The organism is Bradyrhizobium sp. USDA 4516, from assembly GCF_054055915.1.
This window is the reverse complement of the sequence record NZ_JBSRXT010000001.1, coordinates 354,776-380,820: the sequence shown is the minus strand read 5'-3', so window position 1 is coordinate 380,820 and position 26,045 is coordinate 354,776. Positions and strand designations below refer to the sequence as shown.

The following is a 26,045-nucleotide window of genomic DNA, read 5'->3' as shown; positions in this document are numbered from 1 at the left end:
AGGCGCGATGGCATTGCGCTTTAGCGGGCAGGCATGCTGCCCACGTCGTCAGAGGCACTAAATCACTGCGAAGCCGTTTCCGACTGGCGGTCCGGCGTGGACGTGAAGTGGATCGCCGCCAGGAGTGTACCGATCAGCAAAATCAGCAGATAGATTTTCATGAGTCCCTCTCCGCCCGCGCATTGCAGCCCCAATGACAAAATGCAAAACGCGTTCCACGGATTCCAATGACAGTGGCGTGATAAAAAGTGGTTAATTCGAGGTAACGGCATGAGTGAACAAATAAGTGATCACGCTGGACGTTCGGGACTGCTCGAACGCGTGCAGGCAGTGTTGCCGGCGCGCTTCAGGCGCGGCGCGGCCGTCGTGCCGGTGGTGCGGCTGGCAGGCGTGATCGGCGCGGTGACGCCGCTGCGGCCCGGCATGACACTCTCCGGCGTCGCCAAGATGCTGGAGCGCGCCTTTGGCACGCGGAATGCCAAGGCGGTGGCGCTGGTGATCAATTCGCCGGGCGGCTCGCCGGTGCAGTCGCGGCAGATCTATCTGCGCATCCGGCAACTCGCCGCCGAGAAGAAGCTGCCGGTATTGGTGTTCGTCGAGGACGTCGCGGCCTCCGGCGGCTACATGATCGCCTGCGCGGGCGACGAGATCTATTGCGACCCGTCCTCGATCCTCGGCTCGATCGGCGTGGTCGGCGGCAGCTTTGGCCTGGAGGGGCTGATCAAGAAGATCGGGGTCGAGCGCCGGCTGTATACGGCGGGCAGCCACAAGGCGATGCTCGATCCGTTCCTTCCCGAGAACCCCGACGACGTCGCCCGGCTGAAGGCGATCCAGCGCGAGATCCATGCGATCTTCATCGCGCTGGTGAAGCAGAGCCGCGGAAGCCGCCTCAAGGGTGCCGACGACATGCTGTTCACCGGTGAATACTGGGCCGGCGATACCGCGATCGGTCTCGGGCTCGCCGACGGCATCGGCGACATCCGCTCCACTTTGCGGGCCCGCTATGGCGACAAGGTGCTGACCCCGGTGATTGCGCCGGCCAGCGGCTTGCTGTCCGGCCTGCTCGGCCGGCGGGCGCCGGGGGCGGGATCGCTGGCGGCGCTGGATGGACTGGCCGCGCTGCCGGACGAGGTGATCTCGGCGCTGGAAACCCGGGCGATTTGGGCCAGATTCGGGCTGTGAACACAGGGATGTGAGCGCGCCATTTAGCCCCAAAACCGCGATTGCGGCGCAGGCCGCCTTGCGCGAGAATGCCTGTCATTGGGGGCCTGACAGACGTGAACGACAAGGATCGACCGATGCCGCCGCTGATTGCATTCGCAGGCGTCTTAGGAAGCCTGGCCGTGGTCCGCTGGGCGTACAAGACGGCCGTCCGGATCAACCAGGAACTCGAAGAGGCGCGATTGTCCCGCGTGGCCGAGGCCACCCGCGCGGGCGAAATTAAGACCCTGCGCCGCGACCCCGTGACCGGGGCCTATCGCCCGGGCTAGGGGGCTTGGATCTCCCTCGCCCCGCGCTTGCGGGGAGAGGGCCGGGGTGAGGGGCTGTTTCCGCAGATTCGAAAGACCTAAGTTCGCGGAGAGTCCCCCTCACCCGAAATGCGCGCTGCGCGCGAATTTCGACCTCTCCCCGCAAGCGGGGCGAGGTGCAGAAACATCCTCCATCGCCTTGATTCCATTGGCTGCCGCCGATACGGTCCCGCGCGCCTCACACCCCCTCGCGAGATCGATTCCAACGATGGACGCCCTGCCTGACCACATGCGCCCGGAACGTTCGTTCCAGGGCTTCATCCTGGCCCTCCAGCGGTTCTGGGCCGAGCAGGGGTGCGTCATCCTGCAGCCCTACGACATGGAAATGGGCGCCGGCACCTTCCATCCCGCGACCACGCTGCGCGCGCTGGGGCCCAAGCCCTGGAACGCGGCCTATGTGCAGCCCTCGCGCCGGCCCAAGGACGGCCGCTACGGCGAAAATCCCAACCGCCTGCAGCACTACTACCAGTTCCAGGTGATCATGAAGCCGTCGCCGCCGAACCTTCAGGACCTGTACCTGAAGTCGCTGGCCGCGATCGGGATCGACGCCGCCGTCCACGACATCCGCTTCGTCGAGGACGACTGGGAAAGCCCGACCCTCGGCGCCTGGGGCCTCGGCTGGGAGTGCTGGTGCGACGGCATGGAAGTGTCGCAGTTCACCTACTTCCAGCAGGTCGCCGGCGTCGAATGCGCGCCAGTCGCGGGCGAGCTTACCTACGGACTCGAGCGGCTCGCGATGTATGTGCAGGGCGTCGACCGCGTCTACGACCTCAACTTCAACGGCCGCGAGGGCGCCGAGAAGGTGACCTATGGCGACGTCTTCCTGCAGGCCGAGCAGGAATACTCACGACACAATTTCGAGCACGCCGACACCGCGATGCTGTTCGAGCAGTTCAGGATGGCCGAGGAGGCCTGCCGCAAATATCTCGCCGCCGGCTGGCGTGAGGGTGGGAATCAAAAGGAACATCTGATGGCCTTGCCGGCCTACGACCAGTGCATCAAGGCGAGCCACGTGTTCAACCTGCTCGACGCCCGCGGGGTCATTTCGGTGACGGAGCGGCAGAGCTACATCGCCCGCGTGCGCGACCTGGCGAAGGCCTGCGGCGAGGCATGGATCCACACTGAAACGGGCAGGGCGGTCTGATGCCCGATCTTCTCCTCGAACTGTTCTCCGAAGAAATTCCCGCGCGCATGCAGGCGAAAGCGGCCGACGATCTGCGCCGCATGGTGACCGACAAGCTGGTCGCCGAAGGCCTGGTGTATGAGGGCGCCAAGGCGTTCGCGACCCCGCGCCGTCTTGCGCTCACCGTGCACGGCATTCCCGCGCGCCAGCCCGATTTGAAGACCGAACGTCGCGGCCCGAAGATCGGCGCCCCTGATGCGGCGGTGCAGGGCTTTCTGAAAGCGACCGGTCTCACGTCGCTGGATGAAGCAAAGGTCCAGAAAGATGCGAAGGGCGACTTCTACATCGCGCTGATCGAAAAGCCCGGCCGCACCGCGATCGACGTGATCGCGGAAATGCTGCCGGTGATCATCCGGACCTTCCCCTGGCCGAAATCGATGCGCTGGGGTGCACGCTCGGCGAAATCAGGCTCGCTCACCTGGGTGCGCCCGCTGCACGCCATCACCGCGACCTTCGGTCTGGAGACCGAGGAGCCCGACATCGTCAAGTTCTCCGTCGACGGCATCGAGGCCGGGCAGACCACCTATGGCCATCGCTTCATGGCGCCGGGTGCGATCTCCGTGCGCCGCTTCGAGGATTACGAGGCCAAGCTGAAGGCCGCGAAGGTGATCCTCGATCCGCAGGCGCGCAAGGACATCATCCTCGAGGACGCCAAGGAGCTGGCGTTCGCGCAGGGCCTCGAACTGGTCGAGGATCAGGTACTGGTCGACGAGGTTTCGGGCCTCGTCGAATGGCCGGTCGTGATGATGGGATCGTTCGAGGAGCAATACCTGTCGATCCCCGACGAAGTGATCCGCGCCACCATCCGCAACAACCAGAAGTGCTTCGTGGTCAGGGATCCCAAGACGGGCAAGCTGACCAACAAGTTCGTGCTGACCGCCAATATCGAGGCGCCCGACGGCGGCAAGACCATCGTCGCCGGCAATGAGCGCGTGATCCGTCCGCGGCTGTCCGACGCAAAATTCTTCTACGAGACCGATCTGAAGACCAAGCTGGAAGACCGGCTGCCGAAGTTCGAGCAGATCGTGTTCCACGAGAAGCTCGGCACCCAGGCGGAGCGCATCAAGCGGATCGAGCGGCTCGCCGCCGAGATCGCGCCGCTGGTCGGCGCCGACGTCGCGAAGACCAGGCGCGCCGCGCGCCTCGCGAAGGCCGATTTGCTGACCGAAGTGGTCGGCGAATTCCCGGAGTTGCAGGGCCTGATGGGCAAGTACTACGCGCTGGCGCAGGGCGAGGATGCGTCCGTCGCCGCCGCGAGCGAGGACCACTGGAAGCCGCAGGGGCCGACCGATCGCGTGCCGACCGATCCGGTCAGCGTCGCGGTCGCGCTGGCGGACAAGCTGGACACGCTCGCCGGATTCTGGGCGATCGATGAGAAGCCGACGGGTTCGAAGGACCCGTTCGCGCTGCGCCGGGCAGCGCTCGGCGCGATCAGGCTGATCGTCGAGAATACGCTGCGCCTGCCGATCCTGAAGACGGCCAAATCCGCGTTGCTCGGATTGTCGCTCAAGGCCGATGCCGAAACGCTGCCGAACGATCTGCTAGCCTTCTTTGCCGACCGTCTGAAGGTCCAGCTGCGCGATCAGGGCGCGCGTCACGATCTCGTCGATGCCGTGTTCTCGCTTGGTGGCCAGGACGATCTGCTGCTCGTCGTGCGGCGCGTCGAGGCGCTCGGCAAATTCCTCGACAGCGACGACGGCAAAAACCTGCTCGCTGGCACGAAACGCGCCAGCAACATTCTCGCGATCGAGGAGAAGAGGGACAAGCGGACCTTCGACGGCGCGCCTGACGCCGCGCTCTACACGCTCGACGAAGAGAAGACGCTGGCCAAGGCGATCGACCAGGTGAAGGCCGAGGCCTCCGCCGCCGTCGCCAAGGAAGACTTCGCCGGCGCGATGAGCGCGATGGCCAAGCTGCGTCCGGCGGTCGATGCGTTCTTCGACAAGGTCAAGGTCAACGACGACGATCCGAAGGTGCGCGAAAACCGCCTGAAGCTGCTCAACGAGATCCGCGCCGCGACGCGTGCGGTGGCGGATTTCTCCAGGATCGAGGGCTGATCGATGGACCGCGCGACGCTCGCCGCTTACGACAAGGATGCGGCGGCGTTTGCGCAGGACTGGCACGAACAGCCGGCCCCGGTCGATCTGCACGACATCGTCACGCGGTTCTTCATCAAGGGCGGCGCGACCGCCGATATCGGCTGCGGCAGCGGCCGCGAGGTGGCCTGGCTCAATGCCCACGGCTTTCCGGCCGAAGGCTTCGACGCCTCCGGGGGCCTGCTCGCGGAAGCCTGCGCCCGCTATCCGGCGCTGCGCTTTGCCCGCGCCGAGCTGCCCGATCTGTCGGGCATCGCGGCCGGCAGCTTCGACAATGTGCTCTGCGAGACCGTGATCATGCATCTCGATCACGCGCTGATCGCGCCGTCGGTCCGTCGCATGTTCGATATCGTGAAGCCCGGCGGCATCTTCTATCTGAGCTGGCGCGTGACCAGAGGTGACGATGCGCGCGATGCGCATGGCCGGCTTTACGCGGCGTTCGATTCCGCGCTGGTGCGGGCCGAGCTGGCGGCGGCCGAGTTGCTGCTCGACGCGGAGGTCGTCAGCGCATCGTCCGGCAAGGTCATTCACCGGCTGGTCGCCAGCAAGGGCGGGCGATGATGGCGCGGCTCGCGACATGCGCCTGCGGACAGCTCCGCGTCACCTGCCAGGGCGAGCCCACCACAGTAGCGCTGTGTCATTGCCTGGAGTGTCAGAAGCGAACCGGCAGCACCTATGGCGTCGCGGCGTTCTTTCCGCGCGCTGACGTCGAGCCGCAGGGCGAGGCGCGCGAATACAGCCGCATCGGCGGCAGTGGATCTGCCGTGGTGTTTCATTTCTGCCCGAATTGCGGATCGTCGGTCTATTGGGAGCCCGGTCGCGCGCCGGACCTGATCGGCGTTGCGGTCGGCGCCTTCGCGGACCCCGATTTTCCCGCACCGTCGCAATCGGTCTTCACGCAGCGCCGCCACGCCTGGGTCGTCGACAAATAGACCACCGCCGCAGCGATTTGCGTCGCGCTGGAAATATTTCGACACAATTTGCAATTTGTTAACCATGCCCTGCGAAGGTCCTGACAAAGCAACGATTTCTTAAGACATCGCCCCTCGCGCCAATGCAGGGACCGCCCGATGACCTCGATCGGCACCACGCCCAATCCCTACGCCCAATATGGTTCGGCCTATGCGCGGGCAGCAGCGACGCCGTCACTGGCGGCGACCTTGTCGGGCGGCGGCACCGCCGGCGATCTGTCGGCGTCCTCGACGGCCAACGCGGCAACCAACCTCACGCTGTCGGACGCCGCCCGCGCGCAGCTCGCCAAGGCGCCGCTGCCGGATTTTGCCACCGTCACCAGCGATGCGCGGATCACGCTCGACCGGCTCTACACGGTCGCCGGCGTCAAGGCGCCGATCGTCGACGGCAAGACCACCATCGATCTCTCGACGCTGGACCGTCGCTCGCTGTTTGCGATCTCGACCAACAATGGCGGCAAGTTCACCCCGGACGAGCAGACTGTTGCGGCCACCGAGCTGAAGCAGCGCTTCGACAAGGCGTTGGAGCCGTCGCTGGCGACCACGCGCCTGACCGGCGACTACAGCATCAGCTACAAGACCGCGCTCGATTATCTCGATGGTGCGAGCGATGAGGAGAAGGCCACCGCAACCTGGGCCAGCCAGCGCGCCGCGGTGCTGAAGGGCTATCAGGCGACGCAGCAGGATCCGAACACGGCACCATCGGGAATTTCCGGCGATCCGATCGCGGCCTCGCTGGCGGGGACGGCGCCTCCCACAAAGAGCGCCACGCGCGACTTCAGCAGCATTGCCAGCGACGTGCGCGCCTTCCTCGATCGGCAGAAGAGCGAGGCGGCGAAAAGCGGCAAGGAGCTGGTCTACGATCCCCGCCGCAAGACCGGACAGCTCGCCGACCTTTCCTCGCTCGACAACCGCTCGCTCTCGGCGATCTCGCTGAACCAGGACAAGAAGTTCTCCACCGAGGAGATCTTCGCGGCCAAGCAGGAACTCAATACGCGGACGCGTCTCGCTGTGCTCGACGCGCTGAAGCAGAGCCAGACCGCCGGCGATCCGCGCCAGTTCAGCCTCGGCATCCTCAAGCAATATTCCTCGATGAGCGCGGAGGAGCGCCAGGCTGCCAACTGGACGCAGGATTTCCAGGACGCCGCGATCAAGAGCTACAAGTCGACCTCGACGCTACTCTCGATCCTCAAGTCGTAACCCGGCACGGCATCAGAACGGAAGAGCCCCGCCCGGAGGGGAGGCCGGACGGGGCTTTCTGGTCCGGTCGATCCTCGCGCACATCCGCTTGCGCGGCGCCCGGACTGTCGTTCAGGCGATCGTGCTGACGTTGATCTAGTCGACCACCTGAACGATCCGTCGCGAACGCGGCTCGACCAGAACGGTCTCGCCGTTCACGACGGTGTAACGATAGGGCGTCGCGCCGAACCGCTGCGGCACGTCGTAATAGGTCACGCCGGCGTCAGGCAGCACGGTGCCGACCACGACGCGATCCGGAACCGTGTAGTTCGGTACACGCTCGCGCACGATGTATTCGCGGAATGCCGGACGCTGTTCGACCGCGATGCCTCCGTCATCATCGACGGCGACAGCCGGACCACCGCGGACGATGCCAACGGTCTGGGCCTGTGCGGCAACAGCCGGCACCGTGATCGCGGCAGCAACCGCTGCAACGGCAAGTAATCTGTTTCGCATGGCTCGCTCCATTCTTTTTCGGTGCGCGCCAGCCTTCGCCGATGCGCACGGCGAGCCAATGCATCGGCTGCGGTGATGTTCCGGAAAGCCGCCGCCATATACGCGGCAATTTGGAGCAATTTTCGTGAGTTGCGGGAACTCGTCGGCGGGACGGGCGTCTTGATGTGGGAACTTCCCTCAGCGGATAAACTGCCGCTCGATTCGCTCCTCCAAAAACCCCCGGAGAAAACTTCAATGACCATCACCGCTGGGCATCTGCCTGCTATCGTGGCTCTGATCGCAGGCATCCTAATCCTGATCATGCCGCGGCTCCTCAACTACATCGTCGCGATCTATCTGATCTTCGTCGGGCTCGTGGGGATGGGTCTGCTGCGCTGGTTGCACCTCTAGCGGGAAAGCGGGGTTTCGCGGCTTGCGCGGAACCCCTCAAAATGGTGTAAGGCGCGCATCTTCGACCCCTCCTTCCGGATTGTTGTCTGACATGGCCAAAGCCGTCGCGAAGTCCAAGAAAACTGCTGCGAAAACTGCCGAGAAAACAGCAGCGAAATCAAAGCCCTCCGCCGCAGCCCGCAAGGCCGCCCCGGCGCGCAAGGCGCTGAAGAAGAGCGCCCCGAAGGCGGCGCCGAAAGCCGCTCCCAAATCGGCTGCAAAGCCGGCCGCAAAGCCCGCTGGCAAGGCGCCGGCGAAGGCCGTTGCGAAGAAGGCGGCCCCGGCTGCGATCAAGGCCGGCAAGTGGGTCTATACGTTCGGCGACGGCAAGGCCGAGGGCCAGGCGACCTTGCGCAATCTGCTCGGCGGCAAGGGCGCCAACCTCGCGGAAATGGCCAATCTCGGCCTGCCGGTGCCTCCCGGCTTCACCATTCCGACCTCGGTCTGCACCTATTTCTACGAGCACGACAAGACGTATCCGAAGGAATTGAAAGCACAGGTTGAGAAGGCGCTCGACTATGTCGGCAAGCTGACCGGCAAGACGTTCGGCGACGCCAAGAACCCGCTGCTGGTCTCGGTCCGCTCGGGCGCGCGCGCCTCGATGCCGGGCATGATGGACACCGTGCTCAACCTCGGCCTCAACGACCGCACCGTCGAGGCGCTCGCCGAACTCTCCGGCGACCGTCGCTTCGCCTATGACAGCTATCGCCGCTTCATCACGATGTATTCGGACGTCGTGCTCGGCTTCGAGCATCATCACTTCGAGGACATCCTCGACACCTTCAAGGACGGCCAGGGCTATTCGCTCGACACCGACCTCACCGGCGACGACTGGGTCGAGCTGGTCGGCAAGTACAAGGAGGCGGTCGCCAAGGAGACCGGCCACGACTTCCCGCAGGATCCGCACGATCAGCTGTGGGGCGCGATCGGCGCGGTGTTCTCATCCTGGATGAACGCGCGCGCGGTGACCTATCGCAAGCTGCACGACATTCCGGAATCCTGGGGCACCGCCGTCAATGTGCAGGCGATGGTGTTCGGCAACATGGGCGAGACCTCGGCCACCGGCGTCGCGTTCACCCGCAATCCCTCGACCGGCGAGAGCAAGCTTTACGGCGAGTTCCTCATCAACGCGCAGGGCGAGGACGTTGTCGCCGGCATCCGCACGCCGCAGGACATCACCGAGGAGGCGCGCCAGGAATCCGGCTCCGACAAGCTGTCGATGGAAGCGGCGATGCCGGCCGCGTTCAAGGAGCTGACGCGGATCTACACGCTGCTCGAGAAGCACTACCGCGACATGCAGGACATGGAGTTCACGGTCGAGCAGGGCAAGCTGTGGATGCTGCAGACCCGCGGCGGCAAGCGCACCGCGAAGGCGGCGCTGCGCATCGCGGTCGAGCTCGCCAATGAAGGCCTGATCTCGCGCAAGGACGCGGTGACGCGGATCGATCCGGCCTCGCTCGACCAGCTGCTGCACCCGACCATCGATCCGGCCGCCAAGCGCGACGTGATCGCGACCGGCCTGCCGGCGTCGCCTGGCGCTGCCTCGGGCGAGATCGTGTTCTCGTCGGACGAAGCGGCCAAGCTGCAGGCCGACGGACGCAAGGTCATCCTGGTCCGTATCGAGACCAGCCCGGAAGACATCCACGGCATGCACGCCGCGGAAGGCATCCTCACCACCCGCGGCGGCATGACCTCGCACGCGGCGGTGGTTGCGCGCGGCATGGGCAAGCCCTGCGTCTCCGGCTGCGGCACCATCCGCGTCGATTACGGCCGCGGCACCATGAGCGTGGGCTCGCGCACCTTCAAGACCGGCGACGTCATCACCATCGATGGCTCGGTCGGCCAGGTGCTGGCCGGCCGCATGCCGATGATCGAGCCGGAACTGTCCGGCGAGTTCGGCACGCTGATGGGCTGGGCCGACGAGGTCCGCAAGCTCGGCGTTCGCGTCAACGGCGATACGCCGGACGACGCGCGCACCGCGGTGAAGTTCGGCGCCGAAGGCATCGGCCTCTGCCGCACCGAGCACATGTTCTTCGAGGAGACCCGCATCCGCACCGTGCGCGAGATGATCCTCTCCGAGGACGAGCAGTCGCGCCGCGCCGCGCTGTCGAAGCTGCTGCCGATGCAGCGCGCCGACTTCGTCGAGCTGTTCGAGATCATGCAGGGCCTGCCCGTCACGATCCGCTTGCTCGATCCGCCGCTGCACGAGTTCCTGCCGCACACCCAGGCCGAGATCGAGGAAGTGGCGCGCGCCATGAACACCGATCCGCGCAAGCTCGCCGACCGCGCCCGCGAACTCTCCGAGTTCAACCCGATGCTCGGTTTCCGCGGCTGCCGTCTTGCGATCGCCTACCCGGAGATCGCCGAGATGCAGGCGCGTGCGATCTTCGAGGCTGCCGTCGAAGCCGGCAAGCGCACCGGCAAGCCGGTCGGTCTTGAGGTGATGGTGCCGCTGATCGCGACCAAGGCCGAGTTCGATCTGGTCAAGGCGCGGATCGATGCGACAGCCAACGCGGTGATGAAGGAAACCGACGTCAAGCTGAGCTACCAGGTCGGCACCATGATCGAGCTGCCGCGCGCCTGCCTGATGGCGGGCGAGGTGGCCGAGACCGCGGAGTTCTTCTCCTTCGGCACCAACGACCTGACGCAGACCACCTACGGCATCAGCCGCGACGACGCCGCGAGCTTCCTCGGCACCTATGTCGCCAAGGGCATCCTCGAGATCGATCCGTTCATCTCGGTCGATCGCGACGGCGTCGGCGAGCTCGTCAGGATCGGCGTCACCCGCGGCCGCAAGACGCGTCCGAACCTCAAGGTCGGCATCTGCGGCGAGCACGGCGGCGATCCCGCGTCGGTCGCGTTCTGCCACGAGGTCGGGCTCGATTACGTCTCGTGCTCGCCCTATCGCGTGCCGATCGCGCGTCTCGCCGCGGCGCAGGCCGCGCTCGGCAAGGAGATCGCCAGCCAGGCGTGAGCGATCTTACAGTTCAGAGAGTGCGATGGCCGGGACCAAGTCCCGGCCATTTTTGTTTGTTGAGGCAGCCTGAAAATATAGCGTCATTGCGAGCCGACGGGTCGCGCGAACGCGCGCCCGATGACAGGCTCCGCGAAGCAATCCATGTTTCCACTTGCCGAGCCATGGATTGCTTCAGCCTTCGCCAAGGCTTCGGCGGACAAGTCGTCGCTGTCGCTCCTCGCAATGACGGCGGGTGGCTACCGTGCCTGCAACACTTTGTTCACCATCTCCGTTGACTTGTTGTTTACGACTTTCATGCGCCGCGCGTTTACCAAGGCGCGCAATGCAACGTGCGAAACATGCGCGATCGCTTGAGTGTAGCGCGCGAGCAACGCCGATTAACTCCGCGGCAACCTAAACGGTTTAGCAACGAGAAAGGTCGAATTGCGCGGATGTACCGCGTTCGATTGCACTCAGTAAGCGTTGCGTGAGCGTACGATGTTTGTGTCGCGTAACCAGCCGAGGGGCGCACGTCTTGCGCTCTTCGGTCTCGGTCTTGGCATCTTCGCACTGATGCCGACCGAGATCGGATATCAGGATATCGCCTCGCTCCTGGCCCGGCAGCCCGGCGTCGCCGAGCGCTGGCAGAAGCGCGTCTTCGCCTCCGCCGTCGGCTCCATCCAGGTCGCGACCTACAGTTTCGGCCGTCCGATCGGCACGTCCGCGCCGCAAGCGCCGCAAATCCTGCTCGCGAGACTGGACAGTTCGAACCTCGATATCATCGGAACGGTGACGCGCAATCCGATCACGGCCCCGCCGCCGCGCTATCAAGCATCCGATTTTCCCAAGGTCGATCGCACCATGAAGGGCGATCGCCTCGTCGTCCGGCGGCCCGATCAGGTCGAACCTGCGGAGCCTGCAAATACGGCGCCGGCGAACGAAGATCCCGCGACATCGAATTCGTCGGTCAAGGGCATGAAGACCGCGACCGCACCGGCCGATGGCGCGCCGCTCGATCCTGAATTGCAGGAGGCGCTGCGCGCGCCGCCCTTGCCGCAATATGCCAAGCCGTCACCGCAGCAGAACGACGTGTCGATCTCGCTCGAGGCCAGCCCGCTGGACGATCTGAAGCCCGCGCCCGCGAAGCCCGCGGCTGCGGCGCGCGAGCGCGACCCGTTCGCATTCCAGACCGCCAGCCTGTTCTTCGGCTCGTCGCTCGGCACGCCGGAGAACCTCGAGCGCTGGCAGCCCGGCGAGGCGCCGGTTGTCGTGACGCCGGCAGCAACGCCCGATCCCGACATGAAGGTGATGGCGTCACTGCCGGTCGATGCCGACGGTCCGGTCAAGGCCGGCGAGATGGGCGAGAGCATCGCGCCGAAGGGCGAGGTCAATGCGGACGACCAGCACACCAAGACGCCGGCGGAGCGGCTCGGCCTGTTCGACGAGAAGTCGCGCGCCAAGTCGGAGAAGTGCCTCGCCGAGGCGGTCTATTTCGAAGCCCGCGGTGAAGCGGTGCGCGGCCAGATCGCGGTCGCCCAGGTGGTGCTGAACCGCGCCTTCTCCGGCAAATATCCGGAGACGGTGTGCGGCGTGGTCTACCAGAACAAGAATCGCCATTACGCCTGTCAGTTCACCTTCGCCTGCGACAACGTCGCTGACGTCGTCCGCGAGCCCGACATGTGGGACCGCGCCAGGAAGATCGCGAGGGCGATGCTCGACGGCGAATTGTGGCTGCCGGAAGTCGACCGCTCGACCCACTACCACGCCTATTGGGTGCGACCGTCCTGGGTCAGCGAGATGAAGAAGATGTACAAGTTCGGCGTCCACACCTTCTATCGCCCGCGCGCCTGGGGCGACGGCAGCGACGCGCCGAGCTGGGGCAACCCGGCCGAGACCGCCAAGATCTCGGCGCAGCTCGCCGAGGCCGCCCAGAGCTCGGCCGAGCAGGCCAGCGCCCGGCGATAGGGCCTTCTCCCTCTCGTTCCGCGGCCGGCGTGCCCCGGAATGACGGTCATCATCCTCTCCGATTCTGCAGAGCAGCCCTGCAGGCGAATATTTTTCTCCGGCCCCTCTTGGGGTTTTCATGCACCTGCATTAACTCCCCGTAACGTTCGGCGGGGTGGCTCCCCGCGCAGCAGTTGCGGGGGAAGACAAGATGGCCGTTACCACCGGGGATCTTCGACCGACGTCGGGCACGTGGCGCACGCCGCTTGTCATCATCGTCTGTGGCTGCGCGATTGCGCTGCTGAGTTTCGGGCCGCGCTCCAGCCTCGGCTTCTTCGTGCAGCCGATGAGCCATGAATTCACCTGGGGCCGCGACGTGTTCGGCCTCGCGCTGGCGCTGCAGAACCTGTTGTGGGGGCTCGGCCAGCCGATCGCCGGCGCGATTGCCGACCGCTTCGGGCTGCTGCGTGTGATGGTCGTCGGCGCACTGCTTTACGCCGCGGGCCTGCTCCTGATGCGTTACTCGGCGACGCCGCTCTCGCTCAACCTTGGCGCCGGCGTCTTGATCGGCTTCGGCCTGTCGGGCTCATCGTTCAACCTGGTGCTGTCGGCGTTCAGCAAGCTGCTGCCGCCCGCGCAGCGCGGCATCGCGCTCGGCGCCGGCACCGCCGCGGGCTCGTTCGGCCAATTCCTGTTCGCGCCGTTCGGCGTCGCGATGATCGACAATTTCGGCTGGCAGACCGCGCTCCTCGTATTCGGCGCGCTGATGCTGCTGATCCTGCCGCTGTCGCTGGCACTCTCGACACCGCCGGCGGAGACGAGTGACGCCGCGCCGGCCGATCAGCAGTCGTTCAAGACCGCGCTGGCGGAGGCGTTCGGCCATCGCTCCTACGTGCTGCTGGTGCTCGGCTTCTTCACCTGCGGCTTCCAGCTCGCCTTCATCACCGTGCATCTGCCGGCCTATCTCGCTGACCGCGGCATTCCGGCATCGACCGGCGGCTGGGTGATCGCGGCGATCGGCCTGTTCAACATCGTGGGCTCGCTCAGCGTCGGCTGGCTGCAGAACGTCTTCCCGAAGCGCTACATCCTGTCGGTGATCTACTTCACCCGCGCGCTGTCGATCGTCGCCTTCATCTCGTTCCCGATCACGACCTTCTCGGCGATCGCGTTCGGGGCGATCTCCGGCCTGACCTGGCTCTCCACAGTGCCGCCGACTTCGGCGCTGGTGGCGCTGATGTTCGGCACGCGCTGGTTTGCGACGCTGTACGGCTTCGCCTTCGTCAGCCATCAGGTCGGCGGCTTCCTCGGCGTCTGGCTCGGCGGCATCGTGTTCGAGCAGTACGGTTCCTACACTCCGATCTGGTGGCTGTCGGTGCTGTTTGGCGTGCTGTCCGCGCTGATCAACCTGCCGATCGTCGAAAAGCCCGTCGCCCGCCCGGTTGCGCAGCCTGCCTGATGGGGTAAACCATTTCCCCGAAACCAAGATTACGGGGAGTGCACATCGTGGCAACGTTCAAGGCAATCAGGATCGACAAGGCGGACAAGGGTACCACCGCCGCACTCACCCAATTCGACGAAGCCGAGCTGATGGACGGCGACGTCACCGTCCGCGTCGAGTGGTCGACACTGAACTACAAGGACGGCCTCGCACTGACTGGCAAGGCACCGGTGGTGCGCCGGTTCCCGATGATCGCCGGCATCGATTTCGCCGGCACGGTCGAGCAATCCAGCCATCCGGACTGGAAGGCGGGCGACAAGGTCGTCTGCAACGGCTGGGGCATGGGCGAGACCCATCTCGGCGCCTATGCCGAAAAGGCCCGGGTCAAGGGCGACTGGCTGGTGCGGCTGCCCGACGGCATCTCGGCCCGCGATGCGATGGCGGTCGGTACCGCCGGCTATACGGCGATGCTCTCGGTGCTGGCGCTGGAGAAACACGGTCTCACCCCGAAGAGCGGCCCTGTGGTGGTCACGGGTGCCGCCGGCGGCGTCGGCTCGGTGGCGATCGCCGTGCTCTCGAAGCTTGGCTACCACGTCATCGCGTCGACCGGGCGGATGTCGGAGACCGACTATCTCAAGGGTCTCGGCGCCACCGAGGTGATCGACCGCGCAGAACTGTCAGGTGCGCCCAAGGCGCTGGCGAAGGAGCGCTGGGCCGGCGGCGTCGACAGCGTCGGGTCGACCACGCTCGCCAACCTGCTGTCGATGACGAAGTATGGCGGAGCCATCGCGGCCTGCGGTCTGGCGGCCGGTATGGATCTGCCGTCGTCGGTCGCGCCCTTCATTTTGCGGGGCGTGTGCCTTCTCGGTATCGATTCGGTGATGTGTCCGATCGAGCTGCGGAGGACCGCCTGGCGCCGCCTTGCCAGCGATCTGGATAAGGCAAAACTGGCTGATATCACTCACGAAATCGCCCTGGACGAAGTCATGGGCTTTGGCGCGAAAATCCTCGGTGGCCATGTCCGCGGCCGCATCGTGGTAAAAATAGTCTGAGGACGTTCAGACTTTACCAACCAAGCTGCTCCAATGTTGCCACTGTTGGTATGGTAAGCAGCGGGTAAAGAGACTTGCAGCATGATCCCGGGGGGCCGGGTTTCCTCGCGCAGACGTCGAAAAGCGTTGGTGCGGGGGTCATGCGCAACAAGGAGCGAGTGCCCGCGCTCGTAAGTGGAGTAGCTCATGCTTGCGCGTTTGGTGTTGGGGGCCGTCACGGCCGGAGCAATGGTCGTGCCGGCATTCGCGGGCATGATGAACGCCGATGAGGCCCGCAGGTTCGTCGCCGGCAAGGTGTTCGCGTTCACCTGTTTCGATGGCACCCGCGGCGCCGGTCGCATCCTCGACGATCTGGGTGCGGCAGGCTCGGTCCAGTTCTCCGGCTCGGGGCCGATCCGTCACCTGCGCCTGCCCGGCAACACGCTGCAGATCCGCGGTCAGAGCGTTTGCGCGTCGCTGAAGGGCATTCCGTTCGAACCGTGCTTTAATCTCGACAAGCAGGACGACCGCTCGTTCCGCGGCTCGGTCTCCGGCATGGGCTTTGCCTATTGCGATTTCCATCACCAGGGCGGCCAGCAGATGCTGATGGCGCGCGCGGCGGCGCGTCCGCGCTCGCTGCATCCGCGCACCCGATCCGCGGATGCCTCGCAGACCGAAGTGTCGCGCGTTGAGACGCCGCAGGTCGGAAGCGCGAAGCTCGAGCCGGTCAAGGCCGAGCCCGCCAAGGTCGAGAGCGCGCCGGAATTGCGCCGCTCCACCGACTAACCTTCATCTGCGCGCTAGCGGGAATAGCGCCGCCAAGCCGTAGTCATACGGATGGCGGTCGCCACGCCTTGCTCGCTACTCAATACCTGGCGTTCGCCGTGAGGCGGGACATTGGGGACTCTGATTTTGAGTAGTCATATGGCGCAATATTTTTTTCGAATTAGTGATGGCGATTACGCTGGTGCATCCGACCACGCGACGGAGTTTGAAAGCCGCGACGTGGCCTGGGCCGAGATGACCAAGGTCTGCGGAAATTTCCTCGGCAGCATTTCGCGCAATCTGAAGCAGAACAGCGAATGGCACATGGAGCTGCTCGACGAGGGCAGAAAACCCGTGTTCAGGATTCGACTGGTCGCCGAGTCCGTCGACTGAAGCTGTCTTTCAGGACGGCAAGTCCTAACCCTCAGCCTGCGCGAGCGGCTGAGCGGTTCGCCTGCGAAACAGGATCCGCTGATACAGCCAGCCGATCGCGACCAGCACGATGCCAAGGCACATGAACGACAGCGCCCGGTAGACACCCGTGAGCGTCGACATGTCGATCAGGAACGCCTTCAGGATCGTCAGCCCGATCACCGCAGCAGACGCGAGCCGCGCCCGCTGCGAGTTGACGACGATGCCGATGCCGAGCAGCGCGACGCCGAACATCAGCCAGGCGATCGAATAGGTGTATTGCTCCGCGCCCGTGGTCTCGCCGCGCGTCAGCACCGGTCCATGGTAGAGCCTGCGAATCTCGAACGTGACGTAAGCGAGCGCAAGGACCAGCGCGCCGGCGGCGATTGTGTTGGCATAGCCGGCAGGACGATGGCCCGCCACCGCATAGGACAGCAGCAGCGCCAGCACCGCCGGCAGCGCGTAGCCGAGCAGCAGCAGGTTGATGAAGCTGCCGCCGACGCTTTGCGGCCACAACATCGGATTCTCCAGCGCCAGCAGCCCGAACAGGCTGGCGAGCCCGGCGAACGCGGTCAGCAGGATCGCGCCGATATTGTGCACGATGCTGCCGCTGCGCAGGCGCAGCCGCTCCAGTCCGATCGCCATCGCAAGCGTCGCGCCGACCTGCAGCGCGACCTCGGTCAGCCCGGCGCTGGCATAATAGACATCGCCGCTGTTGACCGCGTGGCGGATCTCCATGAAGGCAAGCAGCACCGTGAACAGGACCGCGGCGGATTCGACGATGCGCAGCGGGACGTCGTCGCCGTTGCGACGCAGGAAATGGCTTGCCGCCCAGAATGACAGCGCCGGCACGCCATAGCCCCACAGCAGCCAGTTGAAGATCGGCGTGGTGCCGACGGCGTCGCCCGCGATCCGCGGCTCATAGCCGATGCGCAGCACGACGATGCCGGCCAGGATCGCGGCAAGCCAGCGCAGGAACGGAATCGGCCGCTGCACCGACAGCCACGCCGTGCCCATCGACACCAGCGCGAGCGCGATGGTGAGCCAGCCCTTGTCGAGCGCGAAGGTCAGCGCCAGCGCCAGCGAGGCGAGGGCGCCGGTGGCGGACAACGCAATCGAAGGCGACAGCTCCGGCCGCTCGTCGCGCCGGGTCAGCGCCTCGGTCGCGGCTGCGTAGGCCGCCGCCAGCAGCACGGCGAGGACCGCGAACGGGATCGAGCGGTCGAGATGCGCGATGCGTGCATAGAGTGCGACCAGCAGCGCGACCGGCGTGAACACCGCCGCCGCGGCCCAGGTCACCGTGACCTTCGTGGTGGTAAAACGGAATTGCGCGAGGAAGCCGGCGATGCCGAAGGCGGCCGCGAACAGCGCGGCGGTGACGAGATGCAGCGAGACCGAGCCATCGGTCACGGACCGGCCGATGCCGGGGATCGCGCCGCCCGGCAGCACCAGCATGTCGACGTTGCGGCGGACGGCCCATTCGCCGAACACAATGAACACGAAGATCGACGCGGCGCCGATCGCACGGGTAGCAGCAGGCGCGCGCCAGGCGACAAGCAGGCTCGCGGCTGTCAGCAGCGCAAAGCCGATCATCGCGGTGTCGGCGTGGGCGCTGTTGAGCGCGATCAGCATCGCGCCAGACAGATAGGCGGCGAGCGAGCTAGATGAAATCGGCTCGATCTCCTCGCCGTCGCCGTCGGGACCGAACATGAAGCCGCAGACCACGAGCAGCGCCGCCAGCACGAAGCCCGCGATGACATGGAAGACATGGGGCGCGATCATCTCGGGCCCGCATTGCAGGCAAGGGAAGGTCCACAGCAGCGCGAAGGCGATCGTCGTGACCGCGAGCCAGCGCCACAGCCGGATCCGGGCGAGGCCGAACGCCGCCGCCGTGACGATGGCGAGGTAGACGTAGAGCGACCAGAAGTCGGGTTTGTCTGACGACACCAGGAGCGGCGTGACGAAGGCGCCGACGATGCCGAGCCCGGCCAGCGCGGGTCCGTGCAGCAGCGCGGCCGCCAGCGTGCCGAGCGCGACCATACCGAGCAGGATGAAGGCGCTCGCCGGGGCGAGGAAGTCATACAGCGCGTAGGCGGCGTAGACGGTAGCGAATGCCACCGCGGTGCCGGCGGCGATGAGGATCGCCGGGATGTTGGCGATCGGCAGCGCCGCGATGTTGGAGATGCTTTCCTGGCGCCTGGTCCATTCACCGGCGCCGAGCAGCGCCAGCGCAAACAATCCGCCGAGCATCGTGCGAACGCCGGGGCCGAGCAAGCCGGCCTCGATCGAATAGCGCACCATGAAGAAGCCGCCGAGCGCGAGCGTCAGGCCGCCGATCCACACCACCCAGCGCGTGCCGAGCGTCTCCTCGAAGCCGGGTGCAGGCTGCGGAGGGGCTGGCGGCTCCGGCAGGGGCGGCGGTACGGCACCTGGCGCGTCCGCGGCTGGCTCAGTCTGCGCCGCCGGTTCGCCGGGAGCCGCCTCCGGGAGCGGTGGCGGCGCGACGGAAGGCGCCGTCGGCGGCGTCTGCTCGAACTCCTGCAGCGGAGTCAGCGGCGGCGGCATGGCCGTCCGCGCGGCGGCGCCGCCCGCGGCCTCGATCGCATCCAGGCGGCGCTGCAGCAGGTCGATCCGGCCCAGCGCCTTGCGCGCGAAAATGATCGCGACGATGGCGAGGACGAGCGTCAGGAAGTCGAACGGCGAATCGAACATCGGGCCTCCGGCAGGACGCGCCGGACTTGGCCAGCCCGGCGGCCCGTCGCAACCTAGTAGTGCAGTGAGGAGGACCGGAAGTTCAAGCGATCGGGCGTGACCGGCCGCGCTTAGTCCAGATCGATGCGGAAGGGCCGGCCTTCGACGCTCATGCTGCCGGGACCCATCGCGTCGAGTGCACGCAGCATCCGGCCCTCGCGTCCCAGCGCCTTGTCGGCGAGGCTGACGATCAGCCGGTTGGGAGCCGCGATCGGCGAGGCCTCGCGGATCATCCGGGCGATGGACATTTCGTCGCGGTGCGGGTTGAGGGCGCAGACCGTGGCGAATGCGCTCGCGGTCGAGCGGCTGATGCCGGCGTAGCAATGCACCACCATCGGTGCTTGGCGATCCCAGCCGCGCACGAAGCTCAGCACCTTCTCGATATGCGACTCGTTGGGCGCAACGAATCCGTCCATCTGTTCGATGATGTCGTCCATCGACACTTTCAGGTGGTTGGCCGGCAGCACGGAAGGCGGCCGCTGCACTTGGTCGACATTGGCCATCACAGTCAGCACATGGCTGGCGCCGGTGGCGCGAACCGTGTCGGAGAGTGCGGCAAGCGAGCAGACGTGAAGCATGATGGTCCTTCTATCGGGGGTGCCGGATTATAACGGCTGCTCCCGAACGGGCAAAGGCGGGGGTGCCATGCCGATTCATCGTTTTGCGGCGCAACCGGCGGCACGTTTTCGCTGCCGCCCTACGAGGCGTGCAATGCCTCGAAGCGCTCGAGGAACTGCTTTTCGGCCCGCGCGGCGGTCCATGGCGTCAGATAGTCGCGCTCGGTCGCTTCGGGCAGTTCCGGATCGCGGCCGAACAGCCGCTTGGCCTCGGCTCGCGAAAATCCCGCCAGATGCGTCGCCTCGAGATACGCGGCGCCGCGATCGGCGGCCTTGATCTGCTGGGTGATCTCGTCCGCCAGCACGGCGGGCAGGCCGAAGCGGATATGGATCGCGCCGAGCAGCCGCTTCTCCACCGCCTTGTATTCGCCTGACAGCACCGCCTTGAACGGTGAGATCATGTCGCCGATGACATATTCCGGTGCGTCGTGCAGCAGCGCCGCAAGACGATGGCGGATGTCGACGCGCGGCATCTGCTGGTGCATCACGGCTTCGACCAGCAGCGTGTGCTGGGCCACCGAGAAGATGTGCGCCCCGCTGGTCTGGCCGTTCCAGCGCGCGACCCGCGCCAGTCCATGCGCGATGTCGACGATTTCGATATCGAGCGGCGACGGATCGAGCAGGTCCAGCCGGCGTCCCGACAACATCCGCTGCCAGGCGCGGGTTGTCTCCGTCGATTTGCGCGCCGTCATTTCTTCTTGAGTCGCGGTGTGCGGAGCTTGCCGCTGCAGCTCTCGTGGCAGAAGCAGGTCACGAGGTGATCGTTGACCATGCCGGTCGCCTGCATGAAGGCGTAGACGATGGTGGGACCGACGAACTTGAAGCCGCGCGCGCCGAGCTCCTTGGAGACCTTGATCGAGACCGGCGTCGAGGCCGGCACGCTCGCGGTGGTCTTGAACTGATTGACCTTCGGCTTGCCGTCGACGAAGTCCCACAGGAAATTCGAGAAGCCGGGGCCTTTCTCCATGATTTCCAGATAGCCCTTCGCACTCGCCACCGCGCCTTCGATCTTGGCGCGATTGCGCACGATGCCGGCGTCGTTCATCAGCGCGTGCACCTTCTTGGCGTTGTAGCGCGCGATCTTCTCGGGCTGGAAATCGTCGAAGGCTTTGCGGAAGTTCTCGCGCTTGCGCAGGATCGTGATCCAGGACAGACCGGCCTGGAAGCCGTCGAGGATCAGCTTTTCGTAGAGCGCGCGGTCGTCATATTCCGGCACGCCCCATTCATTGTCGTGATAGGCGACGTAGAACGCATCCTCGCCCGGCCAGGGGCAACGCGTCTTGCCGTCAGGGTGCAGTTGCGCGGTACGGCTCATGCGGTCTGCTTGGGTGTGATGCGGACGGCGTCGGGTTCGGCGAGGTGAAGCGACAGCCCGCCCGCGGTCAGCGCCAGGCCGGCGTCGAGCGCATCGGCGACGCGGTCGATGCGGACCAGCGCGAGACCCTTCTCGCCGGCGGTCGAGCCGATGGTGCCGACCTGCTTGTCGCCGGCCAGGATGGTAGCGCCGGCTTCGGGGGCGGGGCCGTCGAGGACGATCTTCACCGTGCGGGTGCGCGCCGTGCCGCGATGCTGCATGCGCGACACCACCTCCTGGCCGACATAGCAGCCCTTGTCGAAATCGACGCCGTTGAGGCGATCCATATTGGTCTCGTGCGGGAAGGCGTCGCCATACATGAAGTCGAGCCCGCCGCGCGGCACGCCGGTGGCGATCCGATGCGCCTCGTAGGCGTTGGAGTCGACGAGATCGGCACCGATCAGCTCAGCGAGCTTCTGCTTCAAATCTTCCGGAATCAGGATGCGCCAGCCGAGCGCTGGGTTGCGCGGATCGGCGAACGCGAGATCCGGCGTCGCCGCCGGCTCGCCATCCCAAGCTGCCAGCACACCGAGGCTGTCGGACAGGTTCTCGACCACGACCTTGGCGCGCAGCTTGTAGAAGCCGAGCTTGTCGGCAAGACCCTTGGCGAGCGCGCGCGGCGCGTCGATCAGGAAGCCGCCGCCATGACCTGAGGGTATCTCGGTGATCAGGAAATCGACGATGATCTTGCCTTGCGGCGTCAGCAGCGCGCCAAACCGGGCCTGTCCCGCGCGCAACTCGGCGATGTCGGCGGTGATGAGGCCGTTGAGGAAGTTGCGGGCGTCCTCGCCAGAGACCTTGACCACGCCCCGATCTGGAAGAAACGCTGCTTTCATTCGCAAAATTGGCTCTTTTCCAAGTTCCTTGGGAAACGCGCAGGCCGCGATATCCCCTGCCAAGCTAAGGCGCTAGAGTGCGCCGAACAAGGCCCGCGCGACAGCCGAAAGCGGGCGTCGAGGACCGATGAATCAGCATTTTGACACCATTCTAAAATCCGGCACCGTGGTCAATCAGGACGGCGAGGGCGTGCGCGATATCGGTATCGCGGGCGGCCGCATCGCCGCGATCGGCTCGCTCAGTCAGGCCTCGGCCGGCGAGGTGATCGACTGCAAGGGCCTGCACATCCTGCCCGGCGTGATGGACACCCAGGTGCATTTCCGCGAGCCCGGGTTGACCCAGAAGGAAGACCTCGAGACCGGCTCGCGCAGCGCGGTGATGGGCGGGGTCACCGCCGTGTTCGAGATGCCGAACACCAATCCGCTGACGGTCACCGAAGCGGCCTTCACCGACAAGATCAAGCGCGGCCGCCATCGCATGCATTGCGATTTCGCGTTCTTCATCGGCGGCACCCGCGAGAACGTGCAGGATCTGCCGGAGTTCGAGCGCGCCCCGGGCTGCGCCGGCGTCAAGGTGTTCATCGGCTCCTCCACCGGCGCGCTGCTGGTCGAGGACGACGAGAGCCTGCGGCGGATCTTCCAGGTGATCCGGCGCCGCGCCGCGTTCCACGCCGAGGACGAGTATCGCCTCAACGAGCGCAAGCCGCTGCGGATCGAGGGCGATGCTCGCTCGCATCCGGTGTGGCGCGACGAGACCGCCGCGCTGATGGCGACCGAGCGCCTGGTCAATCTCGCGCGCGAGACCGGCAAGCGCATCCACGTGCTGCACATCTCGACCAAGGACGAGATTCTGTACCTGCGCGACCACAAGGATGTCGCCTCCTGCGAGGCGACGCCGCACCACCTCACCATGGCCGCGCCGGAGTGCTACGAGCGGCTCGGCACACTGGCCCAGATGAACCCGCCGGTGCGCTCGGCCGATCACCGCGCCGGCATCTGGTACGGCATCGAGCAGGGCATCATCGACGTGCTCGGCTCGGATCACGCGCCGCATACGCTGGAGGAGAAGGCCAAGACCTATCCGGCCTCGCCGTCGGGCATGACCGGTGTGCAGACGCTGGTGCCGCTGATGCTCGATCACGTCAATGCCGGGCGGCTGTCGCTGGCTCGCTTCGTCGATCTCACCAGCGCGGGGCCTGCGCGCCTGTTCAACATCGCCTGCAAGGGCCGCATCGCGGCCGGTTACGATGCCGACTTCACAATCGTCGACCTGAAGCGCAGCGAGACCATCACCAACAAATGGATCGCCTCGCGCGCCGCCTGGACGCCTTATGACGGCGTGCGGGTGCAGGGCTGGCCGGTCGGCACCTTCGTGCGCGGCCGGCGGGTGATGTGGCAGGGCGAAGTCACGACGCCATCGACCGGCGAGCCGGTTCGGTTCCTCGAGACGCTGAAGCAGTAGGTTCGCGTTTGACGCGTTTTCTTGACGCGAACCGGCGGCCCACTTCGCTCGAAAACGCTATCGTTTTTACTGTCGGGCCAATGCCAGCGAGAACTCGCCGTTGCGCACGCGCGCGGCGAGGCCCTCGGCAAATTTCGCCACCGCGTCCTCGCCATAGGTGCCGACGAGTTCGGCGAGCGCCGCAAACAGGCTCGCCTGCGCGAGGCAGTCGCCATCGACGCCGTCGTGACGCGCTTCAGCCCAGGCCTCGTTCAGGTAGCCCAGCGCGGCCTGCTTCTGCTCGTGGTCGGGTCGCGGGTCTTGGTGATGGGGGAAGGACGCTGGATGGCGCATGAAACTCTGCAAATTGACAGCGCGCGGTCCGAGGAGCGAACCACTGCGACGCGCGAGATGTATCACGCATGCAGGTACCGCCTAGCCCACATCTTTCGAAAAGGTTAACGGCGGCCCCGGCATTTAAAGGGGAATTCCGGATATCCGGGCCGCGATCAGCCGAATGAGCTGTGGATATGGTCCAGCACCGCGCGCGGCGTGGCGCACAGATGGCTGGCGCCGGCCTCGGTCAGCTCCTCGGGCGTGCCGTAGCCATAGGTGACGCCGACCGCCCGGATGCCGTTTCGATTCGCCCCGATCACGTCGTGGCTGCGATCGCCGATCATCAGGGATTTGGCCGGATCGGCCCCGGTCTGCGCCAGCGCATAGGTGAGCAGGTCGACCTTGTTGACCCGGGTTCCGTCGAACTCCGAGCCGAACACGTGGTCGAAATAGCCGCCGAGGCCGAAATGCGCGATGATCCGCGTCGCGAACACATGCGGCTTCGAGGTCGCGACGAACATCCGGCCCGGTGCCCGGCGCAGCTCGGCCAGAACCTCCGCGATGTCGGGATAGACCGCGTTCTCGAACAGCCCGACATCGCCGAATCTTTCGCGGTAGAGCGCGACCGCGCGGTCCGCGAGCTCCTCGCCGCCGAGCAGCATCGCAAAGCTCGCCCTGAGCGGCGGCCCGATGCACCAGGTCAGTTCATCCTGCGAGGGAACCGGCCGGCCGAGCTTTTCCAGCGCGTACTGGATCGAGCCGGTGATGCCGGGCTTCGGGTCGGTCAGGGTGCCGTCGAGGTCGAAGAAGATCGCCCGTTCAGTTGGCATAGCGGGCCGTCAGGTCGCGCGAGATTTTCGAGCCCTCCTCGATGTAGCGCCGGATCGCCACGGTGGCCGCGGGCGTGCAGGTCCGGTAGGTCTGCTGGAAGCCGTTATAGCCGCGGTTGAAGCCTGCGATCATGCGGGCGCGGCGGTCGCCGGAGGGGGTCTCGGCATCGATCAGCGCCTGCATTTCGTTGCGCCATTTGGCGCCCTCGTTGGAGCCGCAGATGCCGCGCAGATAGTGCAGGGCGCCGAGGATCTCGGCCAGCCGCTGCAAATCGCCGTCGAACGGCGCAGCCGCGTCCTGCGCCCGGGCGGGCGTCGCAAGGCATGCCGACAACAGGATCACAACGGCGAGAAAGGCTCTGATCATCAGGGGTTCCGGAATGGCGGTGGTATGCCCCCTCAATGCGCCCGAGGCAAGGCGGCCGAGCCCCCAAAGCCGCTAAAACGGGCCTCAAACCAGCCGCCGGGCGGCCGCAATCACCTCATGCAGGCCGCCGGTGACCTTGAGGTCGCCGATCTCCTCCGGCGCCAGCCATTTGAAATCGTCGTGCTCGTCGTTCAGGTGAGGCTCGCGGGACGCCCAGCGCGCCGCGAAGGTCATGATCAGATAGTGTCCGGTGCCGGGGCCGGTCGGCAGCACCTCGCGCCAGCCGGCGAGGCCGACGATCTCGACCTTGAGGCCGGTCTCCTCGTCGATCTCCCGGTGCAGGGCGGTATGCAGCGATTCGCCGAACTCGACCCGGCCGCCGGGCAGCGAATAGAAGCCCTTGCCGGGCGAGCGGGCGCGGCGCACCAGCAGCACCTTGTCGTCGCGGAAAATCACGCCTGACACGGCGAGCTGCGGGCGGATCGGAGGTTCGGGAGAGGTCAAGGTGATTGGCAGCCGGTTGTGAAGACCATCATGCCCGATATCTCAGGCGCCCGCCATGATGCTGTCGACATCGGCCTCTGCGGCGCCGTTGATGATGCCGGCGGTCTGCATCACCAGCGGCTTGACCCAGACGATCGCCTGCTCGGCGAGCGCGACCCGGCTCTTGTCCTGCTGCAATTGCCGCATCGCCGCCCCGACCTCGGTCAGGATCTTCGTCATGCTGTCGGTGAGCTGGTCGAATTCGGCCCGGATTGCGGCGTCCGCGGTCTCATAGGCCTCGATCGCGAGATCGCGTGCCCGGAAATTCGACGCGGTGAAATGCTCGGCATAGGACAGCGGCTGCCATTCGAGGAAATCGCTGGCGCATTCCGGCAGGTCTGGGACCATCTCCAGCAGCATGATGGCTTCGTTGAAGTGATTGAGGTAGTCGGTGGCAAGCCCGGTGCGGGGATTGATGTTGGCGGCGCGCAACAGCGCCGCCCGCGCCTCATCGGGGTACGTCGGTCGCGGGGAAGAGCCCGCTATGGCGGCCGTTGAGGTCATTGATCGCAGTCTTTAACG

27 protein-coding genes are annotated in these 26,045 nt (G+C 65.9%); 16 read left to right on the top strand and 11 right to left on the bottom strand.

Annotated features, from left to right (window positions below; genetic code table 11):
* The first annotated feature begins 270 nt into the window (after positions 1-270).
* From ACVI1L_RS01810 to ACVI1L_RS01780, 7 genes are all read left to right on the top strand, one after another.
* Positions 271-1,182 carry a S49 family peptidase gene (locus ACVI1L_RS01810; RefSeq protein WP_057014921.1) on the top strand — a complete coding sequence of 304 codons (912 nt, stop codon included), beginning with the start codon at positions 271-273 and terminating at the stop codon, positions 1,180-1,182.
* A 116-nt stretch (positions 1,183-1,298) separates the two neighbouring features.
* A complete protein-coding gene (locus tag ACVI1L_RS01805) occupies positions 1,299-1,490 on the top strand; it encodes a hypothetical protein (protein WP_026193154.1) in 192 nt (63 codons plus the stop codon).
* A 247-nt stretch (positions 1,491-1,737) separates the two neighbouring features.
* Entirely contained in the window at positions 1,738-2,673 is a 936-nt protein-coding gene (locus ACVI1L_RS01800) for a glycine--tRNA ligase subunit alpha (protein WP_057014922.1), read from the top strand.
* Positions 2,673-4,769 carry a glycine--tRNA ligase subunit beta gene (glyS, locus tag ACVI1L_RS01795; protein WP_456782123.1) on the top strand — a complete coding sequence of 699 codons (2,097 nt, stop codon included), beginning with the start codon at positions 2,673-2,675 and terminating at the stop codon, positions 4,767-4,769. The genes ACVI1L_RS01800 and glyS overlap by 1 nt, the downstream gene beginning before the upstream one ends.
* A 3-nt stretch (positions 4,770-4,772) precedes the next feature.
* A complete protein-coding gene (locus ACVI1L_RS01790; protein ID WP_456782122.1) occupies positions 4,773-5,369 on the top strand; it encodes a class I SAM-dependent methyltransferase in 597 nt (198 codons plus the stop codon).
* Positions 5,369-5,740: a GFA family protein gene (locus ACVI1L_RS01785; protein ID WP_082653649.1), complete on the top strand. Its 372-nt coding sequence runs from the start codon at positions 5,369-5,371 to the stop codon at positions 5,738-5,740. The genes ACVI1L_RS01790 and ACVI1L_RS01785 overlap by 1 nt, the downstream gene beginning before the upstream one ends.
* A 138-nt stretch (positions 5,741-5,878) precedes the next feature.
* Positions 5,879-6,979: a hypothetical protein gene (locus ACVI1L_RS01780; protein WP_253625797.1), complete on the top strand. Its 1,101-nt coding sequence runs from the start codon at positions 5,879-5,881 to the stop codon at positions 6,977-6,979.
* A 135-nt stretch (positions 6,980-7,114) separates the two neighbouring features.
* Here the strand turns inward: ACVI1L_RS01780 and ACVI1L_RS01775 are convergent, their stop codons facing one another.
* The gene (locus ACVI1L_RS01775) at positions 7,115-7,474 is read right to left on the bottom strand and encodes a DUF1236 domain-containing protein (RefSeq protein WP_076824009.1); all 360 of its coding nucleotides are present in this window, start codon (positions 7,472-7,474) and stop codon (positions 7,115-7,117) included.
* A 234-nt stretch (positions 7,475-7,708) separates the two neighbouring features.
* Here ACVI1L_RS01775 and ACVI1L_RS01770 point away from each other — a divergent pair, with 234 nt between their 5' ends.
* The 8 genes from ACVI1L_RS01770 (at position 7,709) to ACVI1L_RS01735 (ending at position 16,430) form a co-directional block, all read left to right on the top strand.
* Positions 7,709-7,864 (top strand): DUF3096 domain-containing protein, encoded by a 156-nt coding sequence (locus ACVI1L_RS01770; protein ID WP_456785497.1) that lies wholly within the window; start codon positions 7,709-7,711, stop codon positions 7,862-7,864.
* A 91-nt stretch (positions 7,865-7,955) separates the two neighbouring features.
* Positions 7,956-10,877 carry a pyruvate, phosphate dikinase gene (ppdK, locus tag ACVI1L_RS01765; protein ID WP_456782121.1) on the top strand — a complete coding sequence of 974 codons (2,922 nt, stop codon included), beginning with the start codon at positions 7,956-7,958 and terminating at the stop codon, positions 10,875-10,877.
* 144 nt (positions 10,878-11,021) lie between these two features.
* A complete protein-coding gene (locus ACVI1L_RS01760) occupies positions 11,022-11,234 on the top strand; it encodes a hypothetical protein (RefSeq protein ID WP_168857493.1) in 213 nt (70 codons plus the stop codon).
* A gap of 123 nt (positions 11,235-11,357) precedes the next feature.
* Positions 11,358-12,824 (top strand): cell wall hydrolase, encoded by a 1,467-nt coding sequence (locus ACVI1L_RS01755; protein ID WP_456782120.1) that lies wholly within the window; start codon positions 11,358-11,360, stop codon positions 12,822-12,824.
* Positions 12,825-13,014: 190 nt separating this feature from the next.
* A complete protein-coding gene (locus tag ACVI1L_RS01750) occupies positions 13,015-14,259 on the top strand; it encodes an MFS transporter (protein ID WP_456782119.1) in 1,245 nt (414 codons plus the stop codon).
* A gap of 47 nt (positions 14,260-14,306) precedes the next feature.
* Entirely contained in the window at positions 14,307-15,293 is a 987-nt protein-coding gene (gene acuI / locus ACVI1L_RS01745) for an acrylyl-CoA reductase (NADPH) (protein WP_076824227.1), read from the top strand.
* 186 nt (positions 15,294-15,479) lie between these two features.
* Complete coding sequence (locus ACVI1L_RS01740; RefSeq protein WP_028332627.1) at positions 15,480-16,058, top strand: hypothetical protein; 579 nt, start codon at positions 15,480-15,482, stop codon at positions 16,056-16,058.
* Positions 16,059-16,196: 138 nt separating this feature from the next.
* Positions 16,197-16,430: a DUF6894 family protein gene (locus ACVI1L_RS01735; RefSeq protein WP_016844381.1), complete on the top strand. Its 234-nt coding sequence runs from the start codon at positions 16,197-16,199 to the stop codon at positions 16,428-16,430.
* Between the two features lie 24 nt (positions 16,431-16,454).
* Here the strand turns inward: ACVI1L_RS01735 and ACVI1L_RS01730 are convergent, their stop codons facing one another.
* From ACVI1L_RS01730 to ygfZ, 5 genes are all read right to left on the bottom strand, one after another.
* Positions 16,455-19,160: a DUF2339 domain-containing protein gene (locus tag ACVI1L_RS01730; protein ID WP_456782118.1), complete on the bottom strand. Its 2,706-nt coding sequence runs from the start codon at positions 19,158-19,160 to the stop codon at positions 16,455-16,457.
* 110 nt (positions 19,161-19,270) lie between these two features.
* Positions 19,271-19,777, bottom strand: a complete 507-nt coding sequence (locus ACVI1L_RS01725) for a tyrosine phosphatase family protein (protein ID WP_028332625.1) — start codon at positions 19,775-19,777, stop codon at positions 19,271-19,273.
* 119 nt (positions 19,778-19,896) lie between these two features.
* Positions 19,897-20,508, bottom strand: coding sequence for a YfbR-like 5'-deoxynucleotidase (locus tag ACVI1L_RS01720; protein WP_456782117.1), 612 nt, complete (start codon positions 20,506-20,508; stop codon positions 19,897-19,899).
* The gene (locus ACVI1L_RS01715) at positions 20,505-21,131 is read right to left on the bottom strand and encodes a DNA-3-methyladenine glycosylase I (RefSeq protein WP_057014934.1); all 627 of its coding nucleotides are present in this window, start codon (positions 21,129-21,131) and stop codon (positions 20,505-20,507) included. The genes ACVI1L_RS01720 and ACVI1L_RS01715 overlap by 4 nt, the downstream gene beginning before the upstream one ends.
* A complete protein-coding gene (gene ygfZ / locus ACVI1L_RS01710; protein WP_057014935.1) occupies positions 21,128-22,006 on the bottom strand; it encodes a CAF17-like 4Fe-4S cluster assembly/insertion protein YgfZ in 879 nt (292 codons plus the stop codon). The genes ACVI1L_RS01715 and ygfZ overlap by 4 nt, the downstream gene beginning before the upstream one ends.
* A 127-nt stretch (positions 22,007-22,133) precedes the next feature.
* On the opposite strand from ygfZ, the gene ACVI1L_RS01705 reads away from it, so the two are divergent.
* Positions 22,134-23,468: a dihydroorotase gene (locus tag ACVI1L_RS01705; RefSeq protein ID WP_057014936.1), complete on the top strand. Its 1,335-nt coding sequence runs from the start codon at positions 22,134-22,136 to the stop codon at positions 23,466-23,468.
* Between the two features lie 66 nt (positions 23,469-23,534).
* Here ACVI1L_RS01705 and ACVI1L_RS01700 read toward each other — a convergent pair whose 3' ends face one another.
* From ACVI1L_RS01700 to ACVI1L_RS01680, 5 genes are all read right to left on the bottom strand, one after another.
* Positions 23,535-23,801 (bottom strand): hypothetical protein, encoded by a 267-nt coding sequence (locus ACVI1L_RS01700; protein WP_028332620.1) that lies wholly within the window; start codon positions 23,799-23,801, stop codon positions 23,535-23,537.
* Between the two features lie 155 nt (positions 23,802-23,956).
* The gene (locus ACVI1L_RS01695) at positions 23,957-24,613 is read right to left on the bottom strand and encodes an HAD family hydrolase (protein ID WP_057014937.1); all 657 of its coding nucleotides are present in this window, start codon (positions 24,611-24,613) and stop codon (positions 23,957-23,959) included.
* Positions 24,603-24,980, bottom strand: a complete 378-nt coding sequence (locus ACVI1L_RS01690) for a TIGR02301 family protein (protein ID WP_057014938.1) — start codon at positions 24,978-24,980, stop codon at positions 24,603-24,605. The genes ACVI1L_RS01695 and ACVI1L_RS01690 overlap by 11 nt, the downstream gene beginning before the upstream one ends.
* Positions 24,981-25,064: 84 nt before the next feature.
* The gene (locus tag ACVI1L_RS01685; RefSeq protein WP_057014939.1) at positions 25,065-25,484 is read right to left on the bottom strand and encodes an NUDIX hydrolase; all 420 of its coding nucleotides are present in this window, start codon (positions 25,482-25,484) and stop codon (positions 25,065-25,067) included.
* 42 nt (positions 25,485-25,526) lie between these two features.
* Positions 25,527-26,027, bottom strand: coding sequence for a hypothetical protein (locus tag ACVI1L_RS01680; protein ID WP_092087731.1), 501 nt, complete (start codon positions 26,025-26,027; stop codon positions 25,527-25,529).
* Positions 26,028-26,045 lie beyond the last annotated feature (18 nt).